Here is a 17318-nt window from a genome sequence, read left to right as displayed (position 1 = left end):
AGGTCAGAAAGTCGCCTGCACACTGAAGTGCAGCCGCGAGTCCTGTTTCTGGGTGTTCGGTCCATCGAGCAGCGGGTAGCCCCAGTCCAGGCTGCCGGATAACCATTTGCTCAAACTGGCGCGGGTGCCGAGGCCGACACTGGCCAGGCTGTATTCGTCTTCTTGCTCGGCCAACGGCTTTTGCAGGCGCAGGCGTGCGCCTTCGGCGAACGCGTAGAAGCGCCATTCCTGCACGTAGCTGCCGAGAAACTTGGCCAATGAAGGCGTGCGCATTTCCTGGGAGAACAGCAGGCCCTCGTCCCCCGTGCGCTCTGCCGCCAGGTAACCGCGCACCGAGGTGGCGCCGCCGGCGGAATACTGCTCGTTGGACACCAGCGGCCCGGAGGCCAGTTGGAAACCGCCCTTGGTCGCTGACTGCCAATCACTGGCGAAGGTGTAGGTGTACGTCGTGTCGCCTTTGAGCACCGCAAAACTCGGGCTGGCCTTGTAGCGCTTGTACTCGAACTCCTGGGCATCGCTGCCGTAGCCGAAAAACGCACGGGTGCCGACCACCAGGTTCAAGCCCAGGCTGAGGGCCGATTGCTCGCTGTAGCGATAGCCGTTGTAGCCGAAGGTGAACGGCGCGTATTTGAGCGGCACCTTGTCGGCATTGCTGCCCAATTTGAGCTGCTCGTCGAAGTCCTTGAAGTCCACGCCGAAGGAGAACGAGTTGGCCCAGTTATCGCTGGCCGGCAGGTTGTAGATCGCCGACACACCGTAGGAATGGCCTTTGCCCAACACGTTGCTGCCACCGATGGTGGCGATGTTGCTGTCGGACTGGTAACCGGAGAACTGCAAGGTCCAGCGCTCATCCAGCGGTGCGCTGTAGGAACCCGACCAGACTTTGGCATTGCTGCTGTCCTGGGGCGCCGTGAAGTAAGTCAGGGAAACGCTGTGGCCCAATTGCCAGAGGTTGTCGTAGCCCAGGGTCGCCACCGTGCGCAGCTTCTCGGTGTCGGCGCTATAGTCGTTGTTCAGGCCGATGCTGGCGTGCCAAGGGTTCTGGTCTTCGACTTGCAGATCGACGTCCATGGTGCCGGGCCGCGCGCCTTCGCGCACCAGCGGCGTGACCTGGCGCCCGACGCCCCGGTTAAGCCCGGCGAGCTGGGTTTGCACGCTGGCAAAATCCGGCACTGCGCCTTCCTTGAGCGCGGGCACTTCTTCGCGGATTTCCACTGGTGAATAGTGTTTGGCGCCCACCACGCGCACGCGGCCGACCTTGGTTTCGCTGACTTGCAGGTAGACGATACCGTCATCGACCTTCTGCTCCGGCAGCTCGACAAACACCGACTGAAAGCCACGCGCCTGGTAGATCTTTTGCAGCGCATCGCGAGCGCCTTCGATATCGCCGAGGGTCTTTTGCGGGCCCAGGAACGGGTACACCGCTTCCTCGATGGCCGCCGCATCCAGCACGGTATTGCCGCGCACGAAGTACTCGTTGACGTCGACCCGCCGTGCTGCGCCCTCCTCCTCGGCCAGCGCGGGTTGGGCCAAGGCCCCCAGCGTCAGGCACAGCGCCAGCGTTGACTTGAACAGATGCTCCACACCGCCCCCTGGTTGTCTAAAAAAGTTGCGCGCCTTCACCGATTGCACGGCGTTCGGCCTGCTCAATTGCTGGTGGTCGAAAGATGGCTGTGTCGGGCCAGCCAGGTGTGCAGCAAGGCGAAGTTCAGCGAGAACTCCGGCATGTGCAGCAAGGCGCCACAGAACACTTCACCGATGATTTTCTGGATCAATTGCACCGCCTGCGGGTTGTTCAACAGGCTGGCGATGTCGCGCTGCAGGGCGTGCAGGCTCCACACCTTCTGGGTCAGGTCGAGGCCGACGAACCAGCGGAACAGCAGGTTGTAGTTGAGCTGCTCGTGCAGTTGCTGTTCGCTGGGCACCGAATACAGCAGTTGCAGCAACAGGATGTGCACCACGGTGTGCGGCGCGATCAGCATGCCCGGCTCGGGCTGGAGCCAGTCGCGGTACTGTGCGAGCACGTCGTCGATCTGCGGGCGCAACAACACCAACGAATGGCCCGCCGGGATGTAGCTGGAGACTTCCTTCAAGGCACCTTGCCAATCGTCCTGGGAGACGATCCACACCCACGGCGCGCCGTAGCGGTATACCGAAACCGGCTTCTTGCGCGCGGCTTCGACGATCTTCGACAGGCGCTGATCGAGCTCCTGCATGCCGACTTTCGAATAACGTTCCATAGTTCCCATTGCCCCACTCCTGGCGTCCTGCTGACGGCTTTGGAGGCGACTTTTGATCGCCTGCAGCGCGTTACATAGGCAAGACGGGAGTGGGTGGGGGCTACCGAACTTTTGTCATGAAAGCTTCATTTGGGATTGGGTGGGGGGCAATTTTTGCTGGGGGAAAAGGATGTAAGGGCCAGAGCAACAGCAGAACCATACTCGATCAAAGGTGGGAGCGGGCTTGTCGAATCGTCGCACCGCTGCGATGGCATCAACTCGGTGTACCTGATGTACCGAGGTGCCTGCATCGCAGGCAAGCCAGCTCCCACAAAAAAGGGGCAATCACCGATCGCCCCAAACCTTACAACGAGAGGTCCCGCAAAAACCCTTACAAACTAATCTGCCTACGCTCCTCGTCAGTCAACCGCGCCCGCGCCTGTTCACTCAAAGGCCCCGCCCCCAACACCTGCACCGGACTGCCGGGGTTATAGCCCGACGTCTTCTGCTGCGCCGCAGGCTGCGGTTCACGCTCCACCGGCTCAGCGCCAAACCCCAACACCTCCACCGTCACGATCGAAGCCCTGCCCTGCTTCGCCGCCGCCTGCTGACTGCGCGCCGCGTCCTCCGCCGCCTGGGACGCCGCCGCCCCCGCCGCACTCGCCGAGGTCATTGCCCCAGTGTTCACCGCAGCCGTCACCGGCACCCCGGACGACTTGCCCTGGGTCTGGATATTGGCCGCGTTAACCACCCGCAACGCCGCAATGTTGACGTTGCCCGACACCCGAATCCCCGCCTCGCCCGCATCAATGGTGCCTGCCGGCGCCAACAAGTCGATATCACCGGCCGGCACTTCGGCAATCGGCGCCAACGTGGCAATACCCGCCCCCGCGCTCGGCACGTTGGGCGACAAGGTCACATTGCCCCAGTTGTCATACACCCGTTTCGGCGGGGTATAGAGCACGGTGGTTTTCGAACCCCGACCGGCGTTGATATCACCGGCATCGGACCACGCCAGAATCGAGCCGCCAAAGGTGGTCATGATGCGGCTCTGGCCCAACAGGATGCTGCCCTGGGCATACAACTGAATATCCCCGGCACCCTGGGTCAGCACCCCGGCAGTCGCCGGCGGCGCAGTCCCTTCAATACCGAACACCTGCTGCCCGCCAGGGCTGAGCATCTGGATATCGCCGCCAAACCGGGTATGCACCCCGGCGCCTCCATACAAGGTGATATCGCCGTCATACACAATCGGGTTGCCCGCCACGTCCTTGCTCGGCAACAGCCCTTCGATCGCCGCGCGGCTGCGCAAAAAGCTGCCGGAACGCGGGCCTGCGCTCAGGTTGAACTCACGACCGCCCGCGCGCACTTCAGCGAAGTACACCGAGCGCGCAAAAATGCGTTGCTGCTCAGGCCCCAGGCCAGCGAAGTACGCCCGCGCCTGTTCGGCATCACCACTGAAGGCATAACGTTGCTTGAGCCACTGCAACAGCTCGGCCTCGTAGGTTTTCACCACCTTGCCCGTCTGCCCGGCCAGGGGCACACCGTTCACCGCCAGGTTGGCGCGGTCCAGGTAAGGCGTGACGAACTTCAGATAATCCAGGCCGTCAGGCCCTACCCCGGCTTCCAGCACGATAGACGCACCCGGTCGGGAATCCCCAACGGCCACCGGCCCCAGGCTGGTGATGGAGGCTTTGTCTTCCATCAACAGATTACGCCCGGCACTGACTTCCAGGGTGCCGGGGCCGGCGACGTTGAAGCTGCTGTAGATAATGTCGCGCCCGGCAGACACCACCGAGACATCTTCGGGACGGCTGTGTACGAACAGGTTGCCGCGGCTTTCGCCTGTGTAGTCGCCATTGTAGCCCGCAAGCTTGGGAAACACTGTGGACTCGCCCAAGTAGGTGCCCGAACCCACAATGTCGCGCCCCGCCCGCATCCACACCGGGCCTGCCGCTTCATAACGGACTTGCCCCTGACGGGTGCTGGTGAACGAGATCATCTCACCGCTGCGCAAGCCGACAATATCGCCTTGCCCGGCATAAAACCTGGCCGGCTGTGCCTGAGACCCTGGGCGCGCAAGATCGGTTGGGCGGCGCAGAGCAAACAAGGAAAAGTCATCCTGTATCGCGTCACCGCCCAGGTTGTCGACGACGCTGCTGAACCCATTCCTGCCGACAAAGGCTGGCGCGAACGGTGTCGGTATCGAACCCAGGCTTTCACCCGACTGGTTGACCGCGTAGCCACTGGCGTAGATCGAATCCCCGGCCAACATGGCCAGGCGCCCCGTGTCCGAGGGCGCCAGCAATAACGAATAAGCCGGATTGTTGGGTTGCGGGCCAACACCCAAGGCGGACGCGCCGAGATAGACACTGCCGTTGGCGGCTACCACACCCAGCCTGGAGGGGAAAATGAAACGCCCATCCGACCTGGAGTAGTTCTGCCCTTGCAGGGGCTCAGTGTCGCCGCCTTTACCCAGCGACACGCTTTGCACGCTAGGCGTCAGACTGCCGCCTGCGGAAAACAAGTCAATGGCCGTACGCTCGGTCCATAGCGAAAACCAGGTGGTTGCATTGCCATAGTCGTTACCGTTGTAACTGAACGCCTGGGTATTTTCGGTAGCCACCCGTCCCGGGTCGCCCGTCCCCGCCAGCACCAGGTCACCGCGGGTCGATACGCTGGCCGTAGCGTCCCCCAGCATCAACGTAATCCCGCCGGTGGCCGTGCCCAGGCTTGCGGTATACGGCGAGTAGGCCCGGGTGTCCTTGGCGTCTTGGTACCCACGCATTCCGCCGTAGTTCAAGGCAATGCCCCCCAGGCTGCCGGCCTGCAGGTTCAAGGCGCCGCGCAGGTTGGTGAATACGCCATTGAGGCTGAGCGTTTCGACCTTGTAGTCGCCTGACAGTAAGCTGGCGGTATCTGGCCGGGTCGCACGGGCGTCAAGCCCTGGGTTTAAATCCCCGCCCATACGGACATCCAGGTCACCGCCACCGGTGAGCAGTAATTGACCGTCAACCATCCGCCCGGTGCTACCCACCGCCAACACCAACGCCTGGCTGCGGGGTGCCCGCCTGCCGTCGGCTGAACCACGGCGCGCCAGCATGCCGCTATCGCTGCCCAGGTCGAGGGTTAAATTACCGCCACCCAAGGTGCCCACCCCGGTGAACCCCACCAGGCGCGGCAGCAGGTTTATCTGCGCGACGTCTTCAAAATACTGATTGGCGCCACTCTCGCCCTGTACATAAGTGCCAAAGTTGACCCACCAACTGGTGGGAATGGGCGACACACCCGCGGTGTTGCCCGTACCTTGGCGCCACAGCCAATTACCCAGGTTGGCACTGTTGAGTTGAGTGCGACCGTCGTTAGGCATTGCATTGTTTGTCAGCGGCGTCCAGACATCGCCGGTCAGGCTGCCCCCCGTGCGTAACAACAGATTGCCGCCGCCGTCGGGATACCAGGCGGCGTAAGGGCTGCTTTTATCCACCAAGGCTTCATACGGCTTGGCCGCTGTGCCCAGTACCGTTCCATCCGCAGAGGTGGCGCGGGCCCGGTCGAAGCCGGCGGCCGCACTGCCAGCACGAGAAGCGCTGGAAGCACCTGCGGTATAGATACCATAGGGTGATTGCATCGCCACATTGCCCGCCGCGATCAAGTCCAGATCACCCGTACCGGTACGCAGGACGCTGAAGTGCTGGCTCACGGGCGACACCAGTTTCACCTCGCCAATGGTCACCGTCTCGGGTGTCGCCGGAATCGGCTCACCGAGGGAAACGCACATGTCCGGGTCACAGGTGCCTTCGTCCTGCGGTGAAACCGGTTGGCCGGGAACGAAACCGAAAAGCTCTGCGATATCACTCCACACATACTTGACGCGCACACACATCTCCGGTTCATCGCAAGCCCCCGAATCAGCCGCCGACACCGGAGTACCCGCCTCGCCACCAAACAGCTCGGCGCCCAACTCACTCCAGTACCAGGCACCACCAGGCCGCGCAGGTTGCCCAGGCACGATAGTTTTCGTGTGGGTCTCGTAAATGCCGTAGTGGGTGTCGGCCAGGGTCAGGTCGCCGGCATACGCTGGCTGGATCGCACGGGTATCAGCCGCCTGGGTATCGGCACCGGAGACCAGGCGTAACGACCACGACTGCGAGCCTTCGGCCAGCATCGGCGCCACGGCCCAGTTCTGCCGCGCAGTGGCGCCGGTCACGGTGCGCAATGGCACCGACACCGCAGCATTGGGCAACTTCACGTCTGTACCGTACGGAATCAGCGCCCCGACCTTGAGGGCCAGGTCACCGGCCAACAACACACCGTCCGTTGCACTGCCCGTCACGCCCCCACGGCTGGGCAGTGGCACGCCCGCCGGCCAGGTCATGGCGCGCAGCGAAGCCGCGCCGGCCAAGACCGTGCCCGCTTCCAGTTGTGTACCGGCCGCCAGTACCACAGGTTGCTGCAGCAAGGTGCCGGCGGCGTACAACAGGTTGCCGCCACTGTCGCGCACCGCCGCGCTCAGCACCGTGTTGGCTGGCAGCGTCAGTGGTGCGTCAAGTGTGCCCTGGGTCGGCAGCACAGTGCCTTGGGCCAATGTCGTCGCCTGGATCGGCAACGGGTAGTTGAGGGTCTTGCCCGTGGGGAATGCGCTGCCATTGGCGAGTACCACGCCAGGGCCGGGCACAATCACATCGGCACCGAACCCTTGCAAACCAGGCGTCAGCACCCAGCCGTTATCGTCCGGCGTCTTCGGAGGCGGCGCAAAGCCATCGTTGATACTGCCGTAGACATCCAGGTTGCCACCGGCACGCACCACCAGGCTGCCCACCTCGCCTGAGCCGTACACCGAAGTCTTCGGCGTGTTGGGGTTGACGCTGGCGTAACGGTAGCCGGAAAGGTCCAGGTCACCGCTCACCACCAGGTCGCCCTGGGTGACAATCTCCACACCCGGGCGCAAGTGGAACGCCTCGGCATAGCGGCTGTTGTTCAAGCCCGCGAGTTTGCCCTGCATCAGCCCGGCGTTATTCAGGGCGTTGTTGATGAAGGCCTCGGCGAGCGCGTGCTTTTGCGTGAGGTAGTTCTGGTCAATCACCTGATACGGTCGGCCACTGGCCGACGGTTCGGTGCCCACCGGCGCATCGCTGTAACGGGCCACCGCGTTGACCGCAATGGAGCGGGCGCCCTGGATATTGACTTGCCCGCCTGCGTCGATGGCCACGTCATTGGCATTGAGCCGTGGTGCGTTCAATTCCAGCGTGCCCCGGGCCACACCGTCATAGTGTCCCGGACCACTGCCCAGGAGCGCAGCGGTGCCGTGGCGCAGGTCGATACGCGCGCCATCGGCCAAGGTCAATTGACCATCGCCGCTGTTGAGTTCCACCAGCGCCCGGTTCGGCGCATCGATGATCTTGCCGTAGCCGTCGACCCGCAAGACGCTGCCGTGCGCATCCAGCAGCGCGCTGCCGGCAAGGGTCAAGCCCTGCTTGCCGGCCAGGCGAATACTGCCGACCCGCTCGCCACTGGCATCGATCGTGCCCAGCACCGTCAGGCTGCCGTTATCCACCGAGACATTGACTTGATTGGCCTTGAGTTCATCACCAATCACCAGGTCGCCCTGCTTGAGCTGGAAGCTGCGCGAGCCAACGACCTGGCCCTGGTTCAAGCGCTGGTTCAAGGCGGTAAAATCCCCGACCTGCTGCGCGCGGATATCCACACCTGCGGCTTTGTAAGGCACCAGGGTGCCACCGGCATCGTAATAACCGCTGCTGCCACCGCGAATCTGCCCTTGCAAGTCGACTTGCCCGGCACCAGCGTCCACCGCCACAGCCTTGAGCAAGCCACCCTGGTTGAACTGCGCAGACAAGTCGATCAGCGCGCCTGTCGCCTGGCGAATGTTGCCGTGACGGCTTTCCAGGCTGACATCACCGCCCCAGCTGTACTTACTCACATCGCTGATCTGCACTTTGCGACCACTGAGGTCCAGGCGTGAAGCCACGCCCAGGGTCAGTTCTTCATCGGCGCTGAGGGTGAGCTTGCCGCTCGGCAGCACCACCGAGGTATCCACCGCCACGCTGCGCCCGGACAGCAACAACTCCGCGCCCAAAGCGTCGATGGCCGCTGCATTCACTGGCGCCGTGCCGCTGACCGGCGCCGTTACAGTCAACGCGCCCCCGACGCTGATGCGATTGACCGAGCCGGCTTCGCCGGTCAACAACGGCGTGCTGATGTTCAGGTTGCCGCCGCTGTAGGCAAAGCCTTTGCCAGCCTCGTAAGCACCTTGCGACTGATATACCGTCAGGCTGCCTTTGTGGTTGGCAGTGACACGTTCGCTGGCGTTGAGGTTAACCGTGGCAAAGCCCAGCGTCATGCGGCCATTGTTGGCCAGGCTGTCGGGCTGGGCATCGCGGCCATAACCGAACGCGATGCGCCGGGCCTGCAACGCCAGGGTGCCGCTGCCGGTGCCCGCACCGTTGCTGATCACGGCTGGCGGCGTGCTGGTGGCGCCACCCCATACCAAGGTGCCGGTCTGGATCAGCGCCACATCACTGGCGCTGCCGTACCCATAGATCGCAGGTGTGGTCAGCAGCAGCTCATCGAGCAGCGACTTGCCCGAACTGTCGAGGGTGCTCAGCGTGGTGTTTCCATAAAAATTCAACGATTGCCCGGCGGTCAGCGCCAGGCTTTGCAGGGCCGGCGCACCGTTGGAGGCGTCGCCGCGCAGCAGGCGGTCCAGCACCTGCTGGTTGAGGGTCAGGCCCGCCGGCAACACACCGCGCGCAGCGGCGTCAGCCAACGCCTCGGCACCGCCGACGTTGATCCCACCCACCGCCAGGGCCAGATGGCGGGTGCCGTAGCGCACGCTGTCACTCAAGGCAAAACGGTTGGTGGTGGCAAAGGCAATCGAACCTTCGGAATAAAGTGATGCGTCGCCGTCGCAGGCACGCGGGCTGCATTGGCCGATGAGGATGCTGCCCGGCCCACTGGAACCGTCACCGTTTACCGGCGCCAGCATCTGCAAGCGCCCATTGGAGACAGCCAACACACTGCGTGTGCCTGGCTGATAGATAAAGCCATTATCCGAGTCATAGGCGGCCTTACCGCGCCCCAGGGTATTGATCGACGCCCCTTGCTCGATTTCAATGGCGCCCGAGGACCGGCCCGACACCAGGAACACCTCCGGTGCCGCCAGGGTCGCGCCCTGGCGTACAACCACCGAGCTCGCAGTGATTGCTGCCAGGTCGGACCTAACGAAGTTGCCACTTTGGCCATACACCACTGTCAGTTCACCGCCCACTACCAACCGGGCAGCCCCCAAGGCATTCAAATCGCTGGCGCGCACCGACACCATCGACTCAGCGGGACTGGCTTGGGCAGTATCGCCAAGCACTTCAATGCCGCCGCCGGACAGCAATGCGACAGTGGCACCAAATCCGCCTTCCGAGGGTTTAAAGCGACCCTCACCGTCAAAGCCGAAGCCCAGACCTTTTTGGCCGTCCACCAGTCGCAACTTCAAGGTTTTGGCGTCGGCTTCAAGCGCCGCGCGTGGCACCCCTAGGCGTGCGGCATCAGCGCGAACAAAGTCTGCGTAGGGCATCTCGTTGTATTGGGAATAACGACGCAAGACTGCCGCCGGGGTGACGATCACCTGGCTCGGCAAACGGTCACGGATACCAGTGCCAGCAATCGAAAGGAAGCCTTCAGTCGACCAGGAGCCGTTATTCATGCCGGCGGCGCTGCGCAGGGAGCCGCTGGCAAACGGTGCTGCGAGGCCGTTGATCTCCACTCGAAAGGCCCCCGGCAACAAGGCATAAGTGGACGGCAGCAAGGTGTAGATACCTGCCGGCAGGCCGGGTACGCCGGTGCCGATGTGGATTTGTTGGCCTGCCAATGGCGCAATCGCCCCCGCTTCACCACCACTGGGCGCCACCCCGGGCTGAGTGCCGGGAACGATCGCATAGACCGGGTTAGTCGCCAGCCCCGGCAAGGTAAAGCGCCCGTCCGCGCCCATTTGCACCAAGGGGTTGTAGCGCGCATCGGTGGAACCGCCGCGCCCGGAAACAAAGGCCGCACCGAGCAGCTCACCACCACCGGAAAGGTCAAGAATCGCATCCTGCTGCACATTCAGTGAGCGCCCCGTCAGCGCCACCCCGACCGCCATATTACCTGTGCTACGGGTGCCGCCGACCCCCAGCAACTCCACCTGCGCGCCGTCGTATCGCCAGGTCACACCGTCGACTGTTCCGCCATAGGGCAACACCAAGCCGCCGGCGCTGACGGAGGTCAGGCTGCCCGGCAACAGATTGATCACTTTGGTTGAGCGGGTGATGCCGCCGTCCACGCCCAAGCTGAGGCTGCCCATGGGCGCGCGCAGCACGCCGCCTTGCTCGATGGTCGAAGCGTTCAGCGATAGGCTGCCAAACACTGAGTAAGGCAGCGCCGGGGCCGTATTGCCGACCCGACCGATGCGCAACCTACGCGCGGGGTCAAAGTCACCGCCGGTGTTGCCAGCCGTCACCTCGGCAACGGCCCCGGTAGTCGGGTAAATCTGCGCGGCGATCAGGTTCAGGTCGGCTTGGGTGGTCAGGGCGGTTTTGGTCTTGTCAGCGCTGCGGGCCAGCAAGCGCATGTCCCCCTGGCTGACCAAGTTGGCCTGGTCGAAGGCGCGTCGGTCAATTCCATTGGCCAGGGCTTTGGAGCGTTCGGCATGGGCGCCGAAGTTGACGCTGTCACGCAGGTCCAGAACGTTTGCGGCTTCAACCCTCAAGCAGCCAGCCGCGCCTTGTGAGGAAACCCCACCTTGCACGGTCGGGCGCACTGCACTGTCGGTGCCGCTGTTGTTGTTACCCACTCCGGCCAGACGCACATAGGGTGCAGCCAGCAGCACCTGGGACTGCCTCGCGGCGCTATCGGTCAAAGCCATGGCCCCTGAATACAGGCTCAGGCTCTGCCCCAGACGCAAGGCCACATCACCGTCAAAACTGATCAGGCCGTTGCTCAGCAGCGACAGGTTGTCGAAACCGCCGGCGCTGACCTGGTTGGCCGTCAGCCGTCCATGCCCGTAGGTCAAGCCGCCCGCCACAGCTTCAGGCGTACTGCCGATTGGTAAAGCCGCGCCTGAATCGCCGACACTGACGATCAATTCACGCGCCTGGCGCACACGGGCAGCGGCGGTATCGAGGTACAACGGCGTTTCCAGGGCCACGTTCAGGCTGCCACCCGCCGCACCGGTGCCGCCGCTGTTGGCTCTGAACGTGCCTTCCAGATAAAGGCCATTGTTGGAAGCCAGGGAGATGGTGCCGCCACGGCTGGCAACCAGCGTGGGGCCAGCACTGGACAGGTCCAGTAGCGCCTGGCTACCGGAAGCGTCAAGGCGTGCGCCTTCGCGCACCACCACAAACAGGTTGGCCGCGCTGGCAATGCCGGTGGCCGGGTCAATCACCCCGCCAATCACGAGAGTGCCGCCCTGGCCCACCACACCGTAGCGTCGACCCAGGCTGTCGACGGCAGTGGCTGCGCGTGCGGCCACATCCAGCACGGCGTGTTCACCGACCCAGATCGAACGCTCGTGGCCTTTGGCCTCAACGCCATCGGCCACCGTGGGCTGCACGTTGACGCCACCCAGGGTGATGTTGCCGCCCCAGGCATTCAAGGTGCCGTCCACGGTCAACTGGCCAATGCTGCGCACGCCGATGGACTGGCCCGGATCCACGTTGATCACTGCGCCCTGGCCAATGCGCGCCTGCACCACTGCCATTTGCGCGGCAGTGGACAATGGTGTGCCGGCTTGCAGGCTCAGGCTCGCGCCTTTGCGTGGCGTCAACTGGCCTTTGGTGGGGGTTTCGCGGTATTGCGGCGGGGTCCAGATTTGCAGTGCGCTGCGCGGGTCGGCGCCGCTCACCAGGTTTTGCGCGGTGTCATTGAGGCGGTACACCGGTGCAGTCACGTCGACCTGAGTACCGTCGGCTACTAACAAACCTTCGTTGCCGGTGATCTCGTAAGCGCCAAAGCCTTTGTTGAAGAACCCGCTGTCGAGTTGCAGCGTGCCCGCTTGGGGCGCGCCGGGCTGATCACTGATCAGCACTTTGCCGGCCTGCACACTCAAGCGCCCGCCGCCACTGACGCCATAGCCGAGCAACTCGCCGTTAAGGGCCAGGTTGCCGCGACTGTCTGCGCTGTTGGCGTTGGCCGCGAGCGTGACGTCGCCGCCCTTGCCACCGATCAACTGGTTCCTCGCATCCAGGGCCGCGCCGGAAGACACGTCCACCCGGCTGCCCGCCGCCAGGCGCATATCACCGCTGCTGCGCAAGGCCACGCTGCCGCCGTTGAGGTAGGGCAACCGGCTGCTGTCGCCCACACTGAGCAACTGGTTGCTCCACAGACCGCTGGTATCCAGCGACACGCCGCCATTAACGATCAAGCTGCCGCGACCGCCAAGGGTCACGTCGTTCTTGCCGGTCGGCGTAATCTGCGCCAGCACGTTGCCCAGCTGCAGGCTACCGGAATGCGCTGTGAGGTTGGCATTTACCTCGATCCTGGGACCGAACAAGGTGATGTCACCGGCGGGCTCCACCTCCAGCGCGCCGTTGACCAGAATCGAACCGGTGGTGGCGACCTTGATTGACCCCAGTTTCGCCGTGCTCAACGCCTCACTGTCCAGATACAACGTGGACACCCGCTCAGCCGGGAGCACGCTGTTCAAGTCCAACCCAGCGGCGACGGCAGCGGCCCTTGGCCCCAGCACCACGTTCTTCACCGTGCTTGCGTCCGCGCCCAAGGCGTACTGCAACTGGGCACTGTCCTTGACGTAATACGGCACATAGCTGCCCACCACCAGGGCGGCGCCACGGGCCACGGCTTTTTGCGATTGCAGGTAACCGTCCAGGCCTTTTTGCGCGGCCTGGGTCTGGCGCTCACCCTGGTAGGTGTCGCCGACAATTTGCCCTTCCAGCACGGCGCCGGTGGTACTGACGACCAGGCGCCCGGCATCCCGCCCGACGGTATAGCCGGCTTCACTGCGCTCGCGCGGTGCGATCAGCGGGTTGTAGTAATAGTCGGTCACGCCCCAGCGCTGGCTGTGGTCTTCGTAACCCTTGTAGATCCCGGTATAGAGCAAATCCCCCGGCGCACTCGACAGTTCGTACAAGCGTCCATCAGGGCCTTTGAGCCAGGTTTGCTGAATCTTGCCAGCCTGCACATCAAGGGTGCCGCCCGACAGGTTGATCTGCGAACCTTGCCGGGTCACCACGTCCTTGCCGCTGAACGTCACGGTGCCGCCCTGGGCCATCCATTCGCCAATGCCGTGGTTGCGCGTGCCCAGATAGCCGCCCACTTCCAGCAGGCCGCCCGCCGTGTACCAACGGTCGGTGGCATAACCGTTGGTGCCGGCCGGCACAAAAATCAGGTCGCGGACATCTACCCACACATCGTTGTTGTTGAGGGCTTTGCCGTCACGGTTGACCGCCGCATCGCGTTGCTCGTTGCCCTGGATATTGACCTTGACACTGTTGGATTCCATCGCCAACTTGACGCCAATGGCGCCGGACACGTCGATCACCGCGCCATCGCGCAGCAAGGTTCGCTGCGCCGCCTTGACGCCGACCTGGCCACCAGTGGCCAGGGTCAGGGAGCCGCTGCGAAAGTCCACCGTGCCGTCGCTGGTGATTTCCACCAGGGATTGGTCGCGGCGGTACAGGTCAGCCGGCACTACGTTACCGGCCTGGTCAGCCGCCGGGGTGATCAACCCGGCGCGCTGGCTGTCGAGGGCGTTGCTGCTGTCGAGCACAATGGCGCTGAGGCTGCCCTCGCCCAGGCTTACGCTGGCGTTGCTGCCGGTGCCCTTCAAATGCACGGTGCCACGTGCTTCCACCGAGGAGCTTGAAAGCACCACGCCGTTCTGCAGCACCTGCTGGCCGGTCAGCGTGATGTCCCCCGTAGATGCCTGGATCAACCCAGTGTTGCTGGCCTTGCCAGTGCCCGTGACGCTGACTTCGTTGCCGCGTGTAGTGGAAGCAACATTGCCGTCGGTGCTGTAGCCCTTCTTGATCACAAAGCTGTCGCCCGCCGCCAGCACAGTCTGGCCGCGCGCGGTGGAAATGCTGCCGGCGTTCGCCACCTCTTTACCCAGCAGCAACACATAACCGCCACCGGCAGTCGATGTGGCGGGCACCTGGGTCTGGATCTGCGCGCCGCGTTCGACGGTCACATTGCCGGCGGCCTGGGTAAAACTCGGTGCGCTGTTGCTGGCGCTGTACAGGCCCCTGGCGGTGAATTGCTCATCGCTGAACCCGGCGGCCGCCGCCACCAGATTGCGCACATTGACCTGGCTGCTGCCGCTGAACACCACACCGTTGCCGTTGACGATCATCACCGTGCCGTCGGCCTTGATCGCCCCCTGGATCTGGCTCGGCGCAGTGCTGTTGTTGATCTTGTTGAGCACCGCCCAATCGCTGTTCTGCTGGAACTGCACGGTGGTATCGCGGCCCACGTTGAAGGTTTGCCAATTGAGAATCGCCTTGTCGGCCGTCTGCTTGATCGACACCAGCGTCTTGCCGTTGGCATCGGTCTGCACCGGGCCTTCGGCGTTGACGAACAGCGGCTTGCCGTCCGCGCCGATCACCACATTCAAGCCATTGCCACCCAGGCCGTTGTGGATGCTCTGCGGCCCCGCGCTCGCGCTGCTTCTGGCGGCGGCCTGCACAGCCTGTTGCGCGGCAATCGCGGCGACGCTGGTATTGAGGTTCTGCAAGGAGCGCTGCAACTGCTCGTTGCCGCGTTGTTGCTGGGACAACGGCGGCGGCGTTCCCGGCATCACCACACCCGGACGTGCGCTGCCGGCCGTTTGCGCTGCGCCCTTGGCGGCAAACCATCCCGAACTGAACGCCTGAGGCTGCGCCGCGTGGGCACTACCGGCAAACACCAGCAGCGCAATGACTTGGGCCAGGGGTTTGAGCAGCAACACTTGACCTGAGGTGGCAAGCACCTTGTCGGCACGGGTAGCAGGCAGCTTCAGTCGGGAACGCATCACTTACAGGTCCTTTTGACGGGGCAGGCGAACGACGGGCACGCAAACACTGCGCGGCCACGTGTCGGGGTTATTGCTTAAGGCGGTTGCCGGGGCGTGCGACCGAACTGTTGTCACACAATGTTCACGCAGTGCAGTTCAACTGGCTGGTTGGGCGATGAAACGAAAAAACCGGCAATGACGCGAAGTCATTGCCGGTTGTGGGGAAAACCCTGTCGAGACGGGGCTTACAGCGGACGGCCAATACCGTTGCAGGTGTTGGTGTCGCCCAGGCGCAAGGCGCTGGTGGTGGCGTAGAAGTTGTCGTAGACAGCTTTCTGCCAAGTGGCGGACAGCGGGATGAACGAGTGGCTGCTGACGGCCGCGTTGTTCACGCCGGTGTAGTGGCGGTTGAGGAATACACGGATACGCGCGGTGTCAGTCGTGTCTTTGTAGCACTGGCTGAAGACCAGGTTGGTGTAGCCCACGATTGGATAACCTGCGGTCGGGTTGGCGAAGGTCGGAACCCACTTCAACGGATCCTTGGCATCGTTGCTGCCCAAGGCAGGTGGCGCAACGGTATCGAGGGTGACTTGCACGTTGACTTCGGTCGGCAGCGCGCCGTTGATCGAAGCAACAGCCGAGGCGTCGTTGAACTGTGCGTAGTCTGGGCTGACGTAGCCGATTGCACCATTGTTGTTGGCGTCGGCAACCGCGGCAGCAACGCCCTGGCTGCCAACCACGCCGATGTAATTAGTGCCGGCCGGTGGGTTGACGGCCGGGTTAAAACCGACAGCGGTTGCAAAGCTATTGCTGGCAGCAGGCAACAACGTACCGCTGACGGCCTTGAGGTGTGTGGTCAGGATTTCGGTAGTACCGCTGGTTTCGGTGCGGTACACCACTTTGATTGGCAGATTCGGGCCGGCAACGCCGTCGAACAGCACCTCATTCCAGTTTTTGGTCACACCGGCAAAGATGTTCGCCAGTTGAACACTGGTGAGCTTGAGCGAGGTTTTGCCATTGATGTGATAAGGCACAGTCACCGAAGTGGCTGCTGCCGGGACTTGGATCAGCGCACCGAAGGCGGCTTTACCCTTGACGGTGTCAGCGTTGTAAGCCGCCAACTCGGCAGCGCTGACGATCGAGTCGCTACCGGCGTAGTCAACGTTGATGCCGGCGGCCAGTTTCAGCTTGGTCGAATCGTTGCCGAAGAACGCTTTCTTGCCGTCGCCACTGCCAACGCCGATGTAGGCGTTAAAACCCGGGATGGAAGAAGCGAGGATGCCGGTACCGGTGGTGGTGCCGTAGAGTTTTTCCGGCAGGGTGGCACCGCCACCGACCACTGCGGCCATGGATTGGGCGGAAGCCAGTGCTGCAACTACCAAAGAGGCTGCGATCATAGTGCGCTTAAACATGAAGAATCTCCTTTCGTCGTGTTTGTACGTTTGGGTAGATGGCTCTTGCATGACGCTATGGCTTCGGTCCCAAGCCGTGTTCCGGGGGTGGCGAGGGTTGAGGCCATGGGTAGGAAATTTCGCAGTATCCGATGACAGCAAAAGGAAAAAACCTCGGGAGGAACCGCTTGATTTTACGAAAGATTCTCGGGTGTTTTGGTCATGCTTTTGAGTGGTTTCGGGGCAAGTGACAGCGAGGTTTCAGCGGGGTTTGACTGGACGCGGTGTGGGCTGTGTCGTGGTGGGTTGGATGTGACGGAATGAGGAACCCGAGGTTGGGGGGCTGGAAGAGTCAGCGGAATTGATCTGATTCAAATGTGGGAGCTGGCTTGCCTGCGATAGCGGGTTGTCGGTGTACATATCCGTTGCTGCGGTAACGGCCGCCTATGGTTCCGCTCTTACAGCGGGTCACTTTTGCAAGGACGCAAAAGTAACCAAAAAGTCCTCGCCCCACCACTCGGCACCTCGCTAATGCTCGGTGTGCCCTCACTCCGGCTTGAATCCGTGGGCCGCCGCGATGGGCCATCCTTGGCCCAGCGCGGCTAACCCGGCGTCCTGCCGGGTTACCCACGGATTCAAGCCTGCGTTCGGCCATCGTGGTTAACGGGGCGTCTCAGATCAAGATCAAGATCTACAGCACGGCGGCCTGAAAGC

Annotated in this window: 4 protein-coding genes; all 4 read right to left on the bottom strand. The window is 63.1% G+C overall.

Features of this window, described 5'->3' with window-relative positions:
* Nucleotides 1–3 precede the first annotated feature (3 nt).
* The 4 genes from K0H48_RS11690 to K0H48_RS11675 all read right to left on the bottom strand — a co-directional run bounded on the left by K0H48_RS11690 (nt 4) and on the right by K0H48_RS11675 (nt 16625).
* Nucleotides 4–1584 (bottom strand): ShlB/FhaC/HecB family hemolysin secretion/activation protein, encoded by a 1581-nt coding sequence (locus tag K0H48_RS11690; RefSeq protein WP_219267568.1) that lies wholly within the window; start codon nt 1582–1584, stop codon nt 4–6.
* A gap of 62 nt (nt 1585–1646) precedes the next feature.
* On the bottom strand, nt 1647–2240 hold the full coding sequence (locus K0H48_RS11685; protein WP_138815396.1) for a transposase: 594 nt from the start codon (nt 2238–2240) through the stop codon (nt 1647–1649).
* 370 nt (nt 2241–2610) lie between these two features.
* The gene (locus tag K0H48_RS11680) at nt 2611–15231 is read right to left on the bottom strand and encodes a filamentous haemagglutinin family protein (protein WP_219267567.1); all 12621 of its coding nucleotides are present in this window, start codon (nt 15229–15231) and stop codon (nt 2611–2613) included.
* Between the two features lie 227 nt (nt 15232–15458).
* The gene (locus K0H48_RS11675) at nt 15459–16625 is read right to left on the bottom strand and encodes a substrate-binding domain-containing protein (protein ID WP_138815080.1); all 1167 of its coding nucleotides are present in this window, start codon (nt 16623–16625) and stop codon (nt 15459–15461) included.
* Between the last annotated feature and the right edge of the window lie 693 nt (nt 16626–17318).

It is taken from the genome of Pseudomonas sp. Xaverov 259, assembly GCF_019352915.1.
Taxonomy (GTDB): domain Bacteria; phylum Pseudomonadota; class Gammaproteobacteria; order Pseudomonadales; family Pseudomonadaceae; genus Aquipseudomonas.
This window is presented reverse-complemented; position numbering and strand designations above follow the sequence as displayed.